The organism is Nodularia sp. LEGE 04288, from assembly GCF_963896525.1.
Lineage (GTDB): Bacteria > Cyanobacteriota > Cyanobacteriia > Cyanobacteriales > Nostocaceae > Nodularia.
Genome location: NZ_CAWQOY010000077.1, coordinates 1 through 18,625, shown reverse-complemented (window position 1 = coordinate 18,625; position 18,625 = coordinate 1). Strand labels below are relative to the sequence as shown.

The following is an 18,625-nucleotide window of genomic DNA, read 5'->3' as shown; positions in this document are numbered from 1 at the left end:
ATAATATGCTCTATACTCATAGCGAAAAAATTCTTCCCGCAGTTAGAACTGAGGATTTTCTGCCTCCTGTTAGCATATGGATGTCTTTAGCGGCAGTAAGTCTGATGGGAACGGTTGTTTCTGGTGTGGCGCTGGCTTCATTGGTGCAGTATAACGTCACAGTGAAAACGGCGGCTACTGTTCGTCCTGCCGGAGAAGTTAGACTAGTACAGCCACAAACAGAAGGAATTGTGGAAAATATCTTAGTTCAAGAAAATCAGATTGTTAAAGAAGGAGATGTGATTGCTCGCCTTGATTCTGAGGAATTGCAAATTATCAAGAGTCAATTACAAGGAAATCTCCAACAAAACTATTTACAACTAATTCAAATCAATGCCCAAATTGACTCTTTAGATACTCAGATTATGGCTGAGGAAAGAGTCATAAAACAGACGGTTTTTGCTGCGGAATCTGATTTAGCACGTAATCAAAGAGATTATCAAGAACGACAAGTTGCGACTCAAAATCAATTACAAGCAGCACAAGCTGAATTGCGAAGAACACAAGCAGAATTACTAACAGCTCATGCTGTGGTAGCACAAGCCGAAAAGGAAAGCGCTCGCTACGAGGGATTAGCGAAAAGTGGCGTGGTTAGTTTCAGTCAGTATGAGCAAAAAGCGCTGTTTGTTGATCAAACAAAATCGACGCTGGTAGCCGCCAAAGAAGGTGTGCAGATTGCGGAAACTAAAGTCCGCATAGCCCAATCGGCGATCGATCCTTCTCAGGCGACTGTCGAAATTGCTGAAAACCGGATTGATCAAGAAGCTGCTAGGGGTGAAGCCACTATCGCTACTTTAAAAAAAGAAAAACAAGCTTTAACTCAACGGCGGGTTGATATGCAGAATCAACTCAACCAATTGCAAAAAGAACTTCAACAAGTGCAGAACAAACTGCAAGGTACTATTATTCGTGCTACCAGTGACGGGATTATTTTCAAGCTCAATTTACGCAACCCCGGACAAGTTGTGCGTGCTAGCGAACCTGTGGCAGAAATAGTTCCTCAAAATGCCCCTCTAGAGATTAAAGCGATGATTCCCACTGGAGATATTCAAAAAGTTGAGGTGGGTCAAGAGGTAATCTTACGGGTTGATGCTTGTCCATATCCTGATTATGGCACTCTCAAAGCTGTGGTTAGTAACATATCTCCAGATGTGATGACAATTCCCGGTAATAGCACGGGTGCTGCTGCTACTGCTGCTGCTAGTTTCTTTGAAGCTACTGTACAACCTGAAACGATGACATTTGGGAATGGCGATCGCCAATGTCGAATCCAATCAGGGATGAATACGAAAGCTGACATTATTTCTAAACAGGAGACAGCTTTGCAATTTGTCCTGAGAAGGGCTAGATTAATGACTGATTTATAAGCTGATTCCCAAAACAGAAGTCAAACAATTGGGGATTTTAGATTTGGGTTAGCGAAGCGTATGCAGCGCAGCGAGTATTGTCGCTTGATTCCACAGATAAAGGGGCTTCTACCATTAGGGAACTATTAGTGAATAGTCAAAATTAAAAAAGCTTATTCTCTAGGCTTTTCGTTGACTTAAAATAGTTGTGCTATTGAGTTATTCACCATACAAACTGCATAAATTACTCTGGTGTATTTTATAAAAAATCTGGTAGTTTTTATCAAGTTTGTATGGCTTCTTTATAGCATAGGTTTCCTAGCATTTTTCTCTTCTGCTAGTAAAATCAAGAGTCTACGAGTCTCACATGAGCATAACATTATGTACGCAAATCATACTCCTAGCTGCCTACTTAATGACTTTCTTCTACTTTCTGAAGTCTTATTATAAAATTCAGCAAGCATTACAGTGGTGGTCTTCCAGGCAGTCTATTCAGCTTTTTTTGGAAGCTGAAAAAATTCGTGACGACTTATTACAGGAATCATTTATTATCCGTCGTAGTTTAGATTTGTTGACCATAGAACACCCAAATTTGTCACCCAAACAAACTCAGGAATGTTTAAAAAAAGTTGATGATTTTCATCATTCTTTAGTCAAATTAAGCGATCGCCTATTTCCCACATCACTACAAGATAGTCTACCTTTAGCGATTGAATATTTATTAAGACCGTGGCTAATATCCCATCCTTGCCGATATTTTTATATCGATATGCCAGCATCTTGGCGAGATGAACCAGCGGAACGCAGCATGATCGTTTTACGGGCTTTAGAGGAACTGCTAATCATCACCATACCAGAAATTGTTACCCCAGCATCTATATATATTAGTTTAAAACAACAGGAAAAGTTAGCTCAATTAATAGTAACAATTAGTTATCCAGATGTCTCAACACTTGTGTTTTATTCCCATCTACCTGAATTAGATTATCTTGGTCAAAGTTTTCGGGTTTTAACTGGGGGAAATTGCTTTTACAGTAGTCAAAACCTCAATGCTATTTGGTACTTTTCTTGGTAAGTTAACCAGAAAAGGACTTATTAATATTGGCACAAAATCTATAGGCAATTCTGATGATATCTGCAACCCCAGGTAATTAATATATATTAATTATCATATTTTTGTTGACTATTTATTTTAATTTATTAATTATAGCTGCGAAATAAATATTTCAGTCCAAATTGACAGGGTATTAATTATGAAACAAACGTTGACAGAAAAGGCATTAATCAAAATTTTGGTAATCGATGACCACGAACTAGTTTTAGGTGGCACAGTTGCAGTACTGAAAAATCATTATCCTGATGCCGAATTTATCACTGCCATCAACGCTGAAAATGCTCTGAATCAAATTACAAAATCGCAACCCGATTTAGTGGTGATGGATCTTTCTATCCCAGAACACGCCGGAACGACGGCGCGACCTGAAACAGGTGTGCAGCTGCTCAGAACTCTGATGAAAGACTATCAAAACCTAAATTTAGTTGTTCAAAGCGCCCATGTGAGAACCTTGGTAAGGGTTCGGCCTGACATTGACAGTCATAAGGGAGGTTTTACAATCGCCGATAAAAGCCTGACCACCCAAGAAATGTTAACCAGGGCAGATTGGGCATTACAGGGATTAACTCATACCAAAGATATCAAAGGAATACACTCTGGATTGGAGGTAAAACCAGTGTGGCTGCGAGTGCTAACTCTGGCATTTGAAGAAGGATTGCAAGATAAGACGATTGCCGAACGGATGTGTATATCTGAACGCATGGTGCGTCATTACTGGAGTAAGTTGCAAGACGCTCTCAATGTTTATCCGGAAAAAGGGAGAAATATCCGCATTCAAACCCAAATGCGCGCCAGAGAAGAAGGTTTGATTGATTAGCCGTGAAGCTCGTTGACTCAATAGGATATATTCTCTTGAACAGGTATGTTTTGAGAATCAACTAGCTCTATTAATTGACTTAGTAATCTGGTGAGGTTAGTAGCTAGTTAGAGTTTTGCTCTCTAAAGCTGACAAACGCGAATAAACACTCACATTTGAGCCAAAATTCCTGTCATCTACCAACTAGGTGACAGAATTAGCAGTAAAATAACTTCATGCTACTAGGATTTAAGACCCAACTCAAAGTAAACAAGCAACAACGAATACTACTGGCGCAACACGCAGGAGTAGCCAGACACGCTTGGAATTGTGGTTTAGCACTTTGTCAGCAAGTATTACTACATAACAAACATAACTCAGAACACCCGAAGGGTGATGCTCCTAACGTCGCTAACGCTGCCCTAACGCAGTCGCCTACACAGGGAAACCCACCTGTAGCACTCTCTCAAAAAATTAAATTTCCCACAGCCATAGATTTACATAAATGGTTAGTAGCATCCATTAAATCTACCCATCCTTGGTATTATCAAGTATCGAAATGCGCTCCTCAATACGCATTAAGATATCTCTCAGAAGCCTTTAAAGGCTTCTTTAAGAAAACCAAAGGATTTCCTAAATTTAAGAAAAAAGGGAAACAAGACTCATTTACCTTAGATGGTGCCATTCACATTCACCAGAGAAAAGTAAAAGTTCCCATAATCGGTTGGATAAAAACCTATGAGACGCTCCCCACAGGATATAAACCGAAATCAGTCACCATAAGTAAACAAGCTGATAAATGGTTTATCTCATGGAAAATAGAAGTAGAAACCAGTAGTTCGACTTCCTTCGACTGCGCTCAGGACAGGTCGCTCACTAACCATGAGACACCTAAACAGCAAGAGTTTGTAGGCGTGGACTTAGGAATAAATCATCTAGCCACATTATCAACAGGAGAAATATTTGATGGAGTCAGAAGCTATAAAAAGTATGAGTCTAAATTAGCCAGAATACAATATTTGCACCGACATAAACAAAAAGGTTCAAATAACTATAGAAAAGCCTGTGTAAACATAGCGAGATTACACCAGAAGATAGCCAATATCAGAAAAGATACATTACATAAAATAACGACTTATATCAGCAAAAACCACGCGGTTATAGGAATAGAAGATTTAAATGTATCCGGGATGTTAGCCAATGGAAAGTTATCAAAAGCTATAGCTGATATGGGTTTTTATGAATTGAGGAGGCAGTTAGAATATAAAACCCAACTCTATGGAAGTAAGTTAGTAATTGTGGATAGATTTTATCCCAGTAGTAAGACTTGCTCCCACTGTGGACAGAAAAAAACATCTCTGTCATTATCTCAAAGAGTGTTTCAATGTGATCACTGCGGCTTTGAGTGTGACAGAGATGTAAATGCTGCCATCAACCTCAAACAAGAAGCGGTCAGATTGACCGTGTTAGCCTGTGGACTAGATAGTGCCGACACGAATAGGATGAAGCAGGAAGAAAAAGCTGGCATTTGTTAGCATTTGTTAGCTTTTTTGAATCGGTTAATACAGTAATTGTCTAACTCACCTGAAGTAACAGTCTCACCTGATTACTGACTGATGACGATTGACAGGCTGAAATTTAAAGTCTACGGCAAAAGCTTATGTATCCTGGCGCTTGGAGAAAAATCAAAGAGGAAATTTCTATTTGGCGTGTAGGGACTTTACCAGGAATGGTGATTATCGCCCTAGTAATTATACTGAGATTCACAGGTGCAATCCAATCATTGGAGTGGCTGGCCTTGGATAACTTTCTGCGTATCCGCCCGGAAGAACCCAGAGATGAGCGAATTCTACTGGTAGGGATTAATGAAGATGATATCCGCAGTCTGCACAATTATCCCATATCAGATCGCGACTTGGCTGCACTGTTATTAAAATTGCAGAGTTATAACCCCAGGGTGATTGGTTTGGATATATATCGAGACTTACCAGTTAATCCTGGACATACTGAACTGGTTGCAGTTTTCCAACAATTCCGCAATTTAATTGCTATTGAAAAAGTCTTACCGGAACAAATTTCTCCCCCACCAGCATTACCACCGGAACAATTGGGTTTTGCTGATCAGATTCTGGATAATGATGGCAAATTAAGACGTATTTTGTTGGGGACACCAACGCCTGAAGCCTACAAATTATCGTTGTCTTTGCGCCTAGCCAAGGCTTACTTAGCTGATGCAGGACTGAAGTTAGAAAATGGCATCCGCGATCGCGCTACGATGAGGTTTGGCAATACAGAACTACCCCGGTTTTTATCCAACACTGGAGGCTATGTACTAACTGATGCCGGTGGAGTTCAGGGACTACTGAATTTTCGCAGTGGTAAAGAAAGATTTAGAATTGTCTCCTTGAGGGATATCACCAGCAATAATTTTAATCCTGACTGGATACGCGATCGCATTGTGATTATTGGCATAACTGCTTCTAGTCGCAAAGACTTTATCACTACTGCTGCGGTTAAATCCAGCAAACCTGCAAAAGGACGCGTTTATGGTTTAGAAATCCAAGCTCATACTGTAAGTCAAATTATCAGTGCTGTCTTGGACTCTCGGCCACTCTTAAAGACCTGGCATGATATATGGGAATACCTGTGGATTATTGCTTGGGGCTGCTTAGGAATTATCATTGCTGGACTCACAAAATCACCGTTGACAAATCTGGGATTTTTTAGTCTGGCTAGCCTTAGCCTAGTGGTGTGGAGTTATTTCCTTTTGATTTGGGGTTGGTGGGTTCCAGTCATACCAGCAATTATAGTTTTAGCTTTAAATAGTATAGAACTTACAGCTTTATATCAATATGATTTTGCCTTAAGGTCTGGTATCCAAGTTCGCCAAGCCATCATTGAACGCACATTTGAAACGATTCACAATGGCCCACTACAAAGCCTGGCTACAGTTTTAAAGTTAGTTCGCAGCCAAGATTTGCCCATAGAGGAGTTACGACCAGAACTAGAAAAAGAAATTGAGAAATTGAACCACGAACTCCGGGGAATCTATGAATTTTTACAACGTGAACCCCTCGCTCAAGATAACAGTCTTTATTTAGGCAACAGCCTCATTCTGAATTTAAAAGATCCTGTGCATGAAATTCTTTATCAAGTTTACAGCTATACCTTAGAGCGAGACCTTCCCGGTTTTAAAACCATCAGGGTAAAAATCCGCACTTTTGAGCCTATCGATGAGCGCTTCTTGAATATTGAACTCAAGCGAGGACTATGCCGATTTCTCGAAGAAGCTTTGTGTAATGTCGGTAAGCACGCCACAGGAGTCACTCGTCTTGAAGTTACTTGCTCTGCATCTGAAGGCTGGTACACCTTGAGCATTGTAGATGATGGACTAGGCAACAATTCATCCAAAGAAGGTCGGGGAACTCAACAGTTCAGAAATTTAGAGCGACAACTGAAGGGGAAGTTTCGGCGAGTAGTTCTTTCTCCCAAAGGATATCTGTGTGAATTATCTTGGACTGCATCCAAGTTTTGGTGGCGATAAACAACTGCAATAAATGTCCTTTTTAGTAATTCTGATTTTATGTGAAGCTTATGTATTTTTTTGATTATTCATTCATCAAAAGTACACATACTACTAAAGGTCAGATATGTTATATATCTAAAGGCAGAATATTGAGAATATTTCAACTTATTTTAGTGTCTCAAGTGACTGTAATCCTTGACTGTGATGATATCTAGTTATCTCAAATTGCTTGTTACTAGCTATTTGTCATCAGAATAACTGCAAAGCAATTGGTGTAAAAATAGTGAATACATCCCATTGTCACCAGATCAGCTTCCTTAATCTTGTATTAACCTGAATAGTTACTGAAAATAGATAAATTAATGTAATCGTAACTCAGAAAATATGCTGAATTTAAAGTGTATAATCAAACTGAATAAATAACAAAGCTGGTTGGTTTAAATAAAAAGTAAAACTTGTAAATTTTTTGGTTCATTTCGTCAGTGCAATGCCGCACGAATAAAGATGATGACTCGTATTGATAGGCTCTTGCACAAACTTTTTAGTGCCAAAGTTTTAACGGTTTGTGTTTTGATCATGACACTGGCTGTAAATTACCCTGTAACAACGGCATATCAGCCACCTTCAGATCAGAAACCCCCTAGTGGTTATTCAGATTCATCAGGTGTCAGGTAAACTACCCAAAACATAAATTATCCCCAGTCCCCAATCCCCAATCACTGTGGCTTCTGATACTTGCCAGGATACTTCCGTTGAAAGTAGTCTTCCATAATTTCTAACATCATTGGGCCTGCAAGACTACCACCACCACCACCAGAATGTTCGGCAAAAGCTACGATGACAACTTCTGGTTGATCTGCCGGGGCGTAAGCACCAAACCAAGCATGATTTCTTTTCACCCCACGCTGCCATGCTTCAGCTGTACCTGTTTTACCAGCCACAGGGGGAAGTGTAGGCTTATTCAAAACTTGACCAGTACCGTGAGTTATGACCTTCCTGAGTCCGTCACGGAGAACTTTAACGGTTGTCGGCTTCATGTTCACAGATTCTCGCCAGCTTCTGGCTTCTTCATTATCTTTGAGCAAATGGGGTTGGACTCTGTAGCCGCCATTTGCTGGAACGGCAAACATGACAGCAACTTGCAACGGAGTAGTTGATAAAGCACCTTGACCAATTGACATATTAATGCTGTCGCCGATAGTCCAAGGCATCTTCCACTCTTTTCGCTTCCATTGGTCATCTGGTACTAAGCCTGCTGTTTCTTCCGAGGCAAACTCAAAGCCAGTTTTTTCACCAAAACCAAATTTACGAGTCCATTCAATCAAAGTGGGACCACCCACGGCTCTACCTATTTGATAAAAGAAAGTATCACTACTCCACTGCATGGCTCCCACAAAACCTAAAGGCCCGAATCCGGCGTGGTTCCATTCACCAAATCTCCTCCCACCAATAGTTAGAGAACCGTAGGTTTGGAGAACTGTATTCGGAGAAAATTTACCTGATTCCAGCCCAGCCGCCGTAGTCACAATTTTGAAGGTACTGGCGGGAGGAAAAGCACTCAGAGCGCGATTAACTAAAGGATTGTTTGCACCTTGGACAGTTTCCCAATCTTTTTCGGTGAGTTTTTGTTTAGAGAAGATATTGGGGTCAAAGGTGGGGCGAGACACCATCGCTAAGACTGCACCATTTTTGGGGTCAAGTGCCACAATAGCCCCGTTGTAATTGCCCAAAGCTTTGTTGGCGGCTATTTGCAGATTTAAATCTATGGTTAAATTTAAATCTTGACCGGATTTTGCCTGTTTCTCTCCCAATACCCGAATCGGACGACCAGCGCCATCGACTTCTACTTGCTGACCGCCCCATTCACCCCGGAGAAGCTTTTCGTAAGCCTTTTCCGACCCCATCTGACCAATCACATCTCCTAATCGATAGCCTGAATCTTGCTTCTGTTTTAACTGTTCGGGAGTTAATTCGCGCGTATAGCCCAGCACATGAGCTAGTTCTTTGCCGTGGGGGTAATAGCGAACGGCTTCTGTATGGATTTCGACATCTTGTAATTCGTTTTCATACTCTTTTAGACCAGTAATTTGGGCTTCAGTCAAGTCACGAGCAATGCGAATGAGTGAAGAAGAGTTGGGGCCAGCCTCTTCTAATGTTTTTTCTATTTCCTCTTTGGGGATATCCAGAATTTTCTCTAGACGTGAACCGACAACCGACCACTCGGCTTTGGTATGGGCCATTGGCCACAGATATACAGAACGAGGAGAACGGGTACTGGCTAAAAGTTTGCCATTCCGGTCAAAAATATTACCCCTTTCTGGTTGTTTGGGAATAATCCGCAACCGGTTAGCCTCTGCTTTTGAGCGGTGGTGCGCTCCTTCGACAATTTGCAAGTATGCCAAACGAATGCCGATTCCAGTGGTCATCAATAGGGTAAATGCAATTAAAAATACGGACTGAAAACTTCGTCCAACTGTTCGTGTATTTTTTTCTCCGCCAAGTGGAGATGTTTGCCATAAAGTCATAAGACAAAGAAATTTTCTAAACTAGGATTAATATGTATAGAATTATGCTAAATCCCCGGTAGGCATTTAGTACCAAAGCGATCGCCTGACCTCTGAACTGTCAATCATCTTTTATACTGCATAATTTGTTTAGTCTCCAGTCCTAACTACTGAATTATAAGTTTTAATAGACTACATTAACGGATAACATCACCTAAAATCAGAGCATTCTACTGAGGATTATGGCTCAAACAGTCGCGCAAAATCAGAATAAAATCACAACGTCTGGGACACTGGATGTGGAACTGCGTCACGTGTTCAAGTTTTTTAACAAAGAACCAGCAGTACATGGAGTAGATTTGGATGTCAGACAGGGAGAGTTTTTTAGCATTTTAGGCCCTTCTGGTTGTGGGAAGACTACCATACTACGCTTAATCGCTGGATTTGAGATGACTGATGCTGGTAAGGTCTTGATTCAGGGTGAGTCGATGTCTCATGTCCCTGCTTATCGCCGACCCGTGAATACAGTCTTCCAGAGCTATGCTTTGTTTAACCATATGAATGTGTGGGATAACATTGCTTTTGGACTGCGCCTCCACAAAAAACTCCGCAAATCAGAAATCGAAACCAGAGTTAAAGAAGCTTTAATGCTGGTAAAAATGGAAAATTTGCGATCGCGCTTTCCGCATCAACTCTCTGGTGGTCAACAGCAACGGGTAGCTTTAGCCAGGGCTTTAGTCAATCGCCCCACTGTCTTATTGCTAGATGAACCTTTGGGGGCTTTAGATTTAAAACTGCGTAAAGATATGCAGGTTGAGTTATCCAATTTACATCAAGATTTAGGATTGACCTTTATCATGGTGACACATGATCAGGAAGAGGCGCTATCCTTGAGCGATCGCATCGCCGTGATGAATCAAGGCAAAATTGAGCAAGTCGGTACTCCTAGAGAAATTTACGAACATCCCCAAACAGCCTTTGTCGCTGATTTTATCGGTGATACTAATTTATTTAGTGGTGAAATCACGAGCGTAGAATCTTCCTCAGTCACAATTGAGTCAAAAGCTGGCTGGAAAATAGTTGTTACCCGTTGTGCAGACACACCATCAGAATTATCCCAAGCCGTCGTGGTGAGTGTGCGTCCGGAAAAAATTCAACTCTCACTGTATCAGCCTAATCTCCTGAATAACTGCTTTGAAGGGAGGTTGGGAAATGTCATGTATTTAGGAACTCATGTTAATTATCTAGTGGAATTGACTAACGGTATGAGTATCAATGTTTTGCAACCCAATACCTTTGGGAATTTGCCAGACCGTGACACACCTATTTATGCTTGGTGGGCAGAAAGTGACTGTGTAGCTATTAATCAGTAGTCCCACAATTTTAGATTTTGGATTGACCCCACAGATAAATCTGGGAGCTTGTACGATTAAGGAACTATCGGTAATGATCAAAAACAGACGGCAATTTTTACAAGCGATCGCCACACTTTCTGGTTTCTCCTTAGCTAGTTGTGGCTGGCGGTTGGGTAATGTCAAATCTACTACTCTATCTCGTCCTAGTGATCAACTGTATCTATTCACTTGGGAGCAGTATTCCGATCAAAAATTACTCCAAACATTTACCAGCCAAATCGGCATGAAAGTGTTGGTAGATATTTATGATTCCAACGAAGTGATGCTGGCTAAACTGTTAGCTGGTGGTGGTGGTGCTTATAGTGTGATCTATCCATCAGACTATATGGTGCAGAAGATGAACGAGCAAGATTTATTAACCGAAATTAATCACGATCGCTTAATTGGATTAGATAATTTATTTCCGCAATTTAAAAGTCCCAGTTATGACCGGAACAACCGTCATAGTATCCCTTTTAATTGGGGAACCACGGGTTTTATTTACAATTCTGCCCTATTGAAAGATCCACCCCAAGATTGGGACTATCTTTGGCAAAATCAACAACTCCTGAATCGCCGGATCACCTTGTTAAATGATGTCCGGGAAGTCATGGGTGCAGTCTTGCGAATGTTAGGTTATTCTTACAACTCTCAGGACGAAAAGCAAATCCAAGAAGCTTATGAAAAATTAGTAGAATTAAAACCTGCGATCGCCTCTTTTAATACTGACGCTTGGCAAAACCAACTCTTAGCCGGAGATTTAACTTTAGCCATGTGTTACTCAGCAGATGCTATCCGCATTACCCAGGAAAATCCCAAATTTAAATATGTCATTCCTCGCAGTGGTTCTTCACTATGGACTGATACAATTGTGATCCCGAAAACAGCACCTAATTTAGATGGTGCTTATGCTTGGATTAACTATATGTTGCAACCAGAAGTAGCCGCCAGCATCAGTCAACGTCTCAGCATTGCTACTCCTAATATTGCCGGTTTTGAACAATTACCCGAATATATCCAAAAGGATCTGAATTGGTTTCCCCCGGAAGTGCTACTAGAAAAGTGCGAACGCATTGAGCCATTGGGTGATTTTGAAGATGTTTATGAGCGTTATTGGACTAAATTAAGTATTAGTTAATAGTTGATAAAATTAATTATTGTGTCTAGCAAAAATCGTCCCACTGAAATGAAATTAGCCGATGAAAGTGCCGATATTAAAAAAGTCAATTTTCACCCCATTAATTGGCTGCAACCTTTAGTATTACTAGCACCATCTGGACTTTGGTTATTATTGTTGCTCGTGCTACCGACATTGCTGATTTTGCAGTTGAGCCTAGTTCCCAATATTAGACCAGGGGATATAGTCAATCCCAGTGGACTCGATAACTATCTGCGGATACTAGATCCCTTATACCTCCAAGTTATTTGGCGATCGCTACAATTGGCAATGGGGACAACGATCATTTGCTTAATTTTAGGCTTTCCCGTCGCCTATTGGATTGCTCAAATCGCACCACAGCGCTGGCGAAACTTGCTGCTGTTAGCCTTTGTCCTACCTTTATGGACATCCTCTTTGCTGCGTTCTTATGCCTGGATTACAATTTTACGTCCCACAGGATTACTCAATAGTATTCTCAGCAGTTTAGGCTTACCCACATTAGAATTACTTAACCGGATTCCCGCCGTATTAATTGGCATGAGCTATAGTTTATTACCCTATATGGTATTAATCCTCTATGCCTCCCTAGAAAAACTAGACAAGCGATTATTAGAAGCCGCCGCCGATTTAGGGGCAAATTCCCGACAAACCTTTGCCAAAGTCACCATACCCCAAGTTTTGCCAGGAATTACAGCTGGGACAATGTTGGTTTTCATCATCGGATTAGGGGATTTTATTGAACCAGAATTATTGGGTGGAGCTTCTAGTATGACAGCAGCCCGTTTGGTATATAATCAGTTTCTCGGAGCTACCCAAAATTGGGGCTTTGGTTCAGCCTTGAGTATGACATTAATTTTGGTGATTAGTATTGCGATCGCCCTTTTAATTAAGTTTGGTGAAGTTAGAGACAATGGCTAATGCTGTAGTTCAAGAACACCTATTAGCACCCAACTTCTGAAACAAGTCGGGTATCTTCTTGCTCACCAATAATACTAAATGGGTTCTATACAATTACCAAAGAAGTGGAATCTGGCTCTTCTTGATGAATCAAATTATTGACAATAGAGAGAAATTCATGCTCTAAATAAGGCTTCGTCAAGTAAGCATTTGCACCGAGTTCATGGGCTAGCTGACGATGTTTGTCCGCACTGCGAGAAGTCAGAATTACTATTGGTATATTGACGAAATTGGGGTTTTGACGGAGATTACTTAACAATTCAAAACCATTCATCCGCGGCATTTCTAAATCAGAGATAATCACCTGAATTTCAGCATGGCGTTGCAACTGTTCTAGAGCTTCTACACCATTTTGTGCCTGTATGACTTGATACCCAGATTTTTGCAACGTCAGAGAAAGGGTTTGCCTGAGACTAATGGCATCATCTACGACTAAAATCACTTTTGGAGCTTTGTGAGTTGATTCTAGAGCCTGACTTCGTGGTTTTTCCAGAGTATTTGTAGGCGCAGAGGCAGTTAATAAAGGCATATTTGGAGCAGTATACCCTGACATCGCCAAGGCTTTTTGGTCTGAATTATAAGCTGTAGGCAGCAGTGCGGTCATATCACCCTGGGCTGGGCTTGACTTCGACTCCATCAGCAGTGTACCGTCAATGACTAAGATCAGGTTACCGTTGGCTAAACTACTACAACCATAAACATATTTTGGGGGAGCGATCGCATTTCCCAAAGGTCTAATTACTAATTCCTGCTCACCAATTATTTGGTCAACTTCTAAACCAAAAACCCCCTGATTTCGCCGTAGTAGCAATACAGGATTTTTCATGACTCCGGCTTCATGGGTAATTGATGTATCGTCTAGTAAACTAGCACCATTGAACAAAGAACCATGATAGTCAATCAAATCAGACAATTGATGCAGGCTGACTATATTTTCATTGCCATCTGTATTCCAATGTAAAACTCTTTTGCCTTCAAAGTCCCTGATGTGCTGAGTAGAAGGAATCAAGATTTTTTCGATCCCGTCCAAAAGTAGGGCATAAACAACCCCTTGCGCCTGGACTAACATTAATGTATCAGTGGTCATAGACAAAGGTATTTTGAGAATAAAGGTTGTACCTTGGTTAGGCAAAGATTGAACTGAAATAGAGCCATTAAGTACTTGTAACTGAGAACGCACAATGTCTAACCCCATACCGCGTCCCGAAATTTCATTTACCTGATCTGCGGTGGATAATCCTGGAAAAAACATCACATCTAACAATTCAGATTGAGACAAATAGCCTCTAGGGTCATCATCAGCGATAAAATTAAGTTCAATAGCTTTTTGGCGAATCCTCTCAAAATTTAATCCCTGTCCATCATCCCGGACTTCAATTACAGTTTGACTACCCTGATGATAGGCACAAATTTCAATCAATCCTTGCTCTGTTTTACCACGTTCTTGACGAAGTTGTGAAGATTCAATCCCGTGATCAAAAGCATTACGGACTAAGTGCAGCAAGGGTTCGTAAAGCTTTTCCGCAATTGCTTTATCCACCAGCACTTCCGTCCCTGTGAGTTTCAATTCTACAAATTTGTCATAGACACTCCCCAATTTTTTGACCAACTGGGGTAAGCGATTCAGGACATTCCCCAGAGGTGACAACCGCGCTTCTACTAAATTATCTATAATACTAAAAGCCAAACTTTGTTTTTTGTCACTAATTTGAGTCGCTTGTCTGAGGAGTAAGTCAAGAGATTCTGTGGTTTCTTGTAATTGCATAGTTTCTTCCATCGCCTCATGCAACGACAGATGAAATTCTGTATATATATCCATTTCCAGAGAATCAAAATTCACCGATGCAAAATTTTGTGTAGATTGGGATGTCAAATTTGGCATCTGCAAAGGCAAATCTCTTAATTGATTTAGAGTTGCTTGGTGTCTGCTAAATCGCTGTAATAATTGCTCAAATATTTCTTTAATTTTTTCATCATATAATGTCCGCTGTTTTTGATGAATCAGTAGTTCTCCTGCGAGATAATTCAGGCGTTGCAATCTATCTACATTTACCCGAATAAATGCTGGTTTTCGATATGTTTTACTTTCTGGTAATTGGGATTCTGGTATTTGATCGTTATTTTGGATAGCTGGTTCAGCAACGACTTCAATGTCTGTTTCTAGAATATCTGCCAGCACTTGCTCACTGACAGCTAATGATTGATTAATTTCCTCATTAGTGATATTTACATCCGCTTCTCCTCCCCAGATAGACTCTAGCAAGTTATCGTTTGTAGGTAATTCCAAAGTTGATATTTCTTTGAAAACTAGCAAAGGTCGTAATTTTGCACTGTCAAGCCAATTCTTTTCTTGAGTATTAACAGGGGGATAATTTTTATATTCTTTTGCTAATGCTCGAATTTCGTTTTGTAATGTTTGAATTAAAAGGATATAGCTGTCAGATTTATCAGATATATATTCAAATTTAGCCACTGCTAACAGAATTATTAAAATGATTCCGTGGCGATAAAGGACAAGACTATGGCTATCTTCTTCATCTTGGACAAAATTCAAAAAATCACTCAACCAATTAGTAATATAATTTATTTGGTGATCTGGCTCGGATTTGGGAATCAGCAAAGATAACTCAAGTTCTTGTTTGGGAATTTCTCTCTGGTGATTAAACCAGCCAAAAATATAGTAGATTACTTTTAAATATAACTTGGCAGTGGTTGGTTTAATTGGCTCATTTTTAGTATTACCAGATGCCGTTAAAAATTTATAAAATTCTTCAGCATTGGTGAGAAAGTTACCAGTAGACCCAGATAACTCTTCATCTACAACGGTTGTGAAATTTTGCCACTCTGGTGAAGGTGCGCCGCCACAAGTGCGATCGCCTGCTAATACGTCTTTTTGTGCCTGCTGTAAATCAGCAAAAGCTAGTTCGGCAATCTGATATACTTGCTTAGGATTGGCTTGCAGTGCGGCGATAATTTTTTGGCAAATTTCTTGCAAACCCGGTAAATTTAAAGATTCTGCCAAGCCCAGAAACACTTCAGCCTGAGAACCTAAAAAATCTTTCAATTCCTCATCATCAGGTGGCTGATTAATAGCTGCCGCAATACTTTCTAAACGTTGATTTACCCCGGATTCAAATATTGATTTCACAATATCAAAACCCAATTCCTCGGAAGTAGGAATATGAGTTTCAGCACCATAAGCATCACCGAGTTTGTCTTGCAATTGAGCAAAAACTAAAGCTGCTCTTTGCAGAAGTTCTTCATTATTAACATTACTATCTGTCAGTTCTGTAGTTAGGGCTAGGCTCAGACATTCGTAAGCTTGAAATAAAAGTGTTTGCAGTTCAGCATCCATGACAACGGATGGATTATAAAGAGCTTTAAACACATCTTCTAAAGAATGGGAGATCATCTTAATAATCTCTAGTCCAACGTTAGCAGAGCCGCCTTTAAGGGTATGAGTTGCCCGCATTAACTTATGAACTTTAGCAATACTAAATTCTTCTGATAAGCTAAACAGTTCTTGCTCAATAATTTGCAATAAATCTGGTGCTTCTGCCAGAAAATATATATAGCCTTGCTCGCGAATTTCAGCGTCTGTAATCATAATTGGGTACTGGGTACTGGGGAGTAGGGAGTAGGGAGTAGGGAGTAGGGAGTGGGGAGTAGGGAGTAGGGAGTGGGGAGTAGGGAGTAGGGAGTAGGGAGTGGGGAGTAGGGAGTTGTGGAAATAATAAATGCCTCAGTCCCCATTCCCCTGGTCAACTAAGCGATCGCTCTGTTAGCAATGGCTAAAGCTTCTACTAAGCCACGCACAGCAGCAATCATGGCTACTTCGCTATTGAGTTGATTAATCGCCGAACCAACACCAACGCCAGCTGCACCAGAGGCGATCGCTAGGGGGGCGGTGACGCTAGAAATACCGGAAGCACACAGTACAGGTACGGAAACCACACGAGCAATTTCATAAGCTGCTGCTAAGGTGGGGGCGGCTTTTTCAATTAATCCCAAGGTTCCAGGGTGTGCTGGCTGGCTGCTAGTACCGCCTTCGGTTTGAATAATATCGGCTCCAGCTTTTACCAGTTCCTCAGCTAGTTGTACCTGTTGATCTAGTTCCAGGATGTGAGGAACTGTCACAGATAGGGTGATTTCTGGCAGCAGGGCGCGGGTTTGGTGAGTTAGTGCTAAAACTTCCTCGGCTTCAAATTTACGTCCTTGGGCGTAAAAACTATCAAAGTTACCGATTTCAATCAAATCTGCACCAGCGTTGACAGCTTCCACAAATTTTTCTGGTTCGACGGCTGATACACAAATCGGTAAATTAATCAATTTTTTCGCCATCTGCACTAAAGCAGCATCGGCGGCGATATCGACAAAGGTCGCACCACCAAGTTCCGCAGCTTTAATAGTAGCAGCCACGCGATCGCGATCAAAGTTGTTCAAGCCGCTAATCACTTTCAGAACGCGGCGGTCAGCAAATGCACGTTGGAGATGAGAATGCATTGTCATAGTTTTTCAGTTCAGGCTAAGAAATATGACCTATTCTACCGTCCCTGGGTTGGTGGGAATCGTAGACGAGCAAAGATCACATCTTCCTCCAGAAAAAATTAGATGCGATCGCCTCCGGCACAGCGCTCTGAGCCATCGCTCTATCAAATCTGGAAATTTTATTGATTTCTGCCATATTGAAACCATCATTAAAAATGTGAGACAATTTAAATAACTTTGCCGCAATTAACCATAAAATTTCAACCAGTAAAATTTCAGCACCATAATTCATATCATGGTGCTAGATGAAAATCTAGAAGTCCGACACTTAAAATTATTTATTCAATATCTATGTTTGAACGAATTTTAATTTGCACAGATTTTTCTGACGGGTTGCATCGTCTATCACAATTTATTTCCAGTCTAAAACTGGCAGGAATCAAGCAAATTGTTTTTCTCCACGTTGTGCCATTGTGGGAAAAAGGCATTATTCCCCAAGTGGATAGTGAAAAAATAGCACAAGCTCAAACCCGATTGGCAAAAGCGATTGAGCAAAGTCCGACTGATGTAGAAGTAAAAATAGAAGTTCAATCAGGCAAGCCAGTTGAGACAATCTTGAAGGTAGCCCAAGCATATCAATCTGAACTGATTATCCTGGGTTCTCCAACTCGCAGCATACTGACGGAGAAACTAGTCGGTAGTACGATGGCTGAGTTATCCCGCCAAACCAAGATTCCTCTACTAGTAGTGCGTCCTCAGTTATTTTCTGCCTACACTACAGAAGAATTAACACTGCGTTGTCAGCACCTTTTTCGCTCTTTGCTAATTCCCTATAACGATAGTAAAGTCTCGCATTATCTGGTGCAACAGGTTAAACATTTAGCCCAAAAACAATCTGATAAATATCTCCAACAATGTCAGCTTTGCTGGGTTTTAGAGAATAAAAGTCCCAAAGAAACACTCAGAAAAATCCTCCCACAGCAGGCGAAAGAAACCCTGTCTCAGATTAAAGCTGAGTTGGAGGAGGTAAATTTACAGGTGGAGACAGAAGTCCTAGAGGGGAACTATGTCACCCAGGTGTTAGATACAGCTGTCATGGCTGATATTAGCGCGATCGCCGTGTCTTCAGGAACAATCGGTAAACTCCAAGAATGGTTAGTTTCCAGTTTTGCAGCGGAACTATTGCGTCAAAGCTGGTATCCTGTACTCTTTTTCCCATTCTCAGATTAATTAGTCATTAGTCATTAGTCATTGGTCATTGGTCATTAGTCATTCATAATCTTTCCCCCCTGCTCCCTGCTC

13 protein-coding genes are annotated in these 18,625 nt (G+C 40.9%); 9 read left to right on the top strand and 4 right to left on the bottom strand.

Features of this window, described 5'->3' with window-relative positions:
• The first annotated feature begins 5 nt into the window (after positions 1-5).
• The 5 genes from AACX33_RS05425 (at position 6) to AACX33_RS05405 (ending at position 6,839) form a co-directional block, all read left to right on the top strand.
• The gene (locus AACX33_RS05425) at positions 6-1,406 is read left to right on the top strand and encodes an HlyD family efflux transporter periplasmic adaptor subunit (RefSeq protein WP_194000873.1); all 1,401 of its coding nucleotides are present in this window, start codon (positions 6-8) and stop codon (positions 1,404-1,406) included.
• Positions 1,407-1,752: 346 nt separating this feature from the next.
• Positions 1,753-2,460, top strand: coding sequence for a hypothetical protein (locus AACX33_RS05420; RefSeq protein ID WP_227788866.1), 708 nt, complete (start codon positions 1,753-1,755; stop codon positions 2,458-2,460).
• A gap of 178 nt (positions 2,461-2,638) precedes the next feature.
• The gene (locus tag AACX33_RS05415; protein ID WP_194000875.1) at positions 2,639-3,316 is read left to right on the top strand and encodes a response regulator transcription factor; all 678 of its coding nucleotides are present in this window, start codon (positions 2,639-2,641) and stop codon (positions 3,314-3,316) included.
• Positions 3,317-3,531: 215 nt separating this feature from the next.
• Entirely contained in the window at positions 3,532-4,830 is a 1,299-nt protein-coding gene (locus AACX33_RS05410) for an RNA-guided endonuclease InsQ/TnpB family protein (protein ID WP_194000877.1), read from the top strand.
• A gap of 125 nt (positions 4,831-4,955) precedes the next feature.
• Positions 4,956-6,839: a CHASE2 domain-containing protein gene (locus AACX33_RS05405; protein WP_194000879.1), complete on the top strand. Its 1,884-nt coding sequence runs from the start codon at positions 4,956-4,958 to the stop codon at positions 6,837-6,839.
• A 698-nt stretch (positions 6,840-7,537) separates the two neighbouring features.
• Here AACX33_RS05405 and mrdA read toward each other — a convergent pair.
• Positions 7,538-9,346: a penicillin-binding protein 2 gene (gene mrdA / locus AACX33_RS05400; protein WP_194000881.1), complete on the bottom strand. Its 1,809-nt coding sequence runs from the start codon at positions 9,344-9,346 to the stop codon at positions 7,538-7,540.
• A 221-nt stretch (positions 9,347-9,567) separates the two neighbouring features.
• Between mrdA and AACX33_RS05395 the strand changes: the two genes are divergently transcribed.
• The 3 genes from AACX33_RS05395 to AACX33_RS05385 all read left to right on the top strand — a co-directional run bounded on the left by AACX33_RS05395 (position 9,568) and on the right by AACX33_RS05385 (position 12,796).
• Positions 9,568-10,698 (top strand): ABC transporter ATP-binding protein, encoded by a 1,131-nt coding sequence (locus AACX33_RS05395; protein WP_194000883.1) that lies wholly within the window; start codon positions 9,568-9,570, stop codon positions 10,696-10,698.
• Positions 10,699-10,774: 76 nt separating this feature from the next.
• On the top strand, positions 10,775-11,857 hold the full coding sequence (locus AACX33_RS05390) for an extracellular solute-binding protein (protein WP_194001088.1): 1,083 nt from the start codon (positions 10,775-10,777) through the stop codon (positions 11,855-11,857).
• A gap of 48 nt (positions 11,858-11,905) precedes the next feature.
• Complete coding sequence (locus AACX33_RS05385; protein ID WP_194001090.1) at positions 11,906-12,796, top strand: ABC transporter permease; 891 nt, start codon at positions 11,906-11,908, stop codon at positions 12,794-12,796.
• An 85-nt stretch (positions 12,797-12,881) separates the two neighbouring features.
• Here AACX33_RS05385 and AACX33_RS05380 read toward each other — a convergent pair whose 3' ends face one another.
• The 3 genes from AACX33_RS05380 to AACX33_RS05370 form a co-directional block, all read right to left on the bottom strand.
• Complete coding sequence (locus tag AACX33_RS05380; protein WP_194000885.1) at positions 12,882-16,442, bottom strand: hybrid sensor histidine kinase/response regulator; 3,561 nt, start codon at positions 16,440-16,442, stop codon at positions 12,882-12,884.
• A 158-nt stretch (positions 16,443-16,600) separates the two neighbouring features.
• Positions 16,601-17,344 (bottom strand): DUF561 domain-containing protein, encoded by a 744-nt coding sequence (locus AACX33_RS05375; RefSeq protein ID WP_194000558.1) that lies wholly within the window; start codon positions 17,342-17,344, stop codon positions 16,601-16,603.
• A 76-nt stretch (positions 17,345-17,420) separates the two neighbouring features.
• The gene (locus tag AACX33_RS05370; protein WP_194000556.1) at positions 17,421-17,615 is read right to left on the bottom strand and encodes a hypothetical protein; all 195 of its coding nucleotides are present in this window, start codon (positions 17,613-17,615) and stop codon (positions 17,421-17,423) included.
• A 59-nt stretch (positions 17,616-17,674) separates the two neighbouring features.
• Here AACX33_RS05370 and AACX33_RS05365 point away from each other — a divergent pair, with 59 nt between their 5' ends.
• Positions 17,675-18,553, top strand: coding sequence for a universal stress protein (locus AACX33_RS05365; protein ID WP_194000554.1), 879 nt, complete (start codon positions 17,675-17,677; stop codon positions 18,551-18,553).
• The last annotated feature ends 72 nt before the right edge of the window (positions 18,554-18,625 follow it).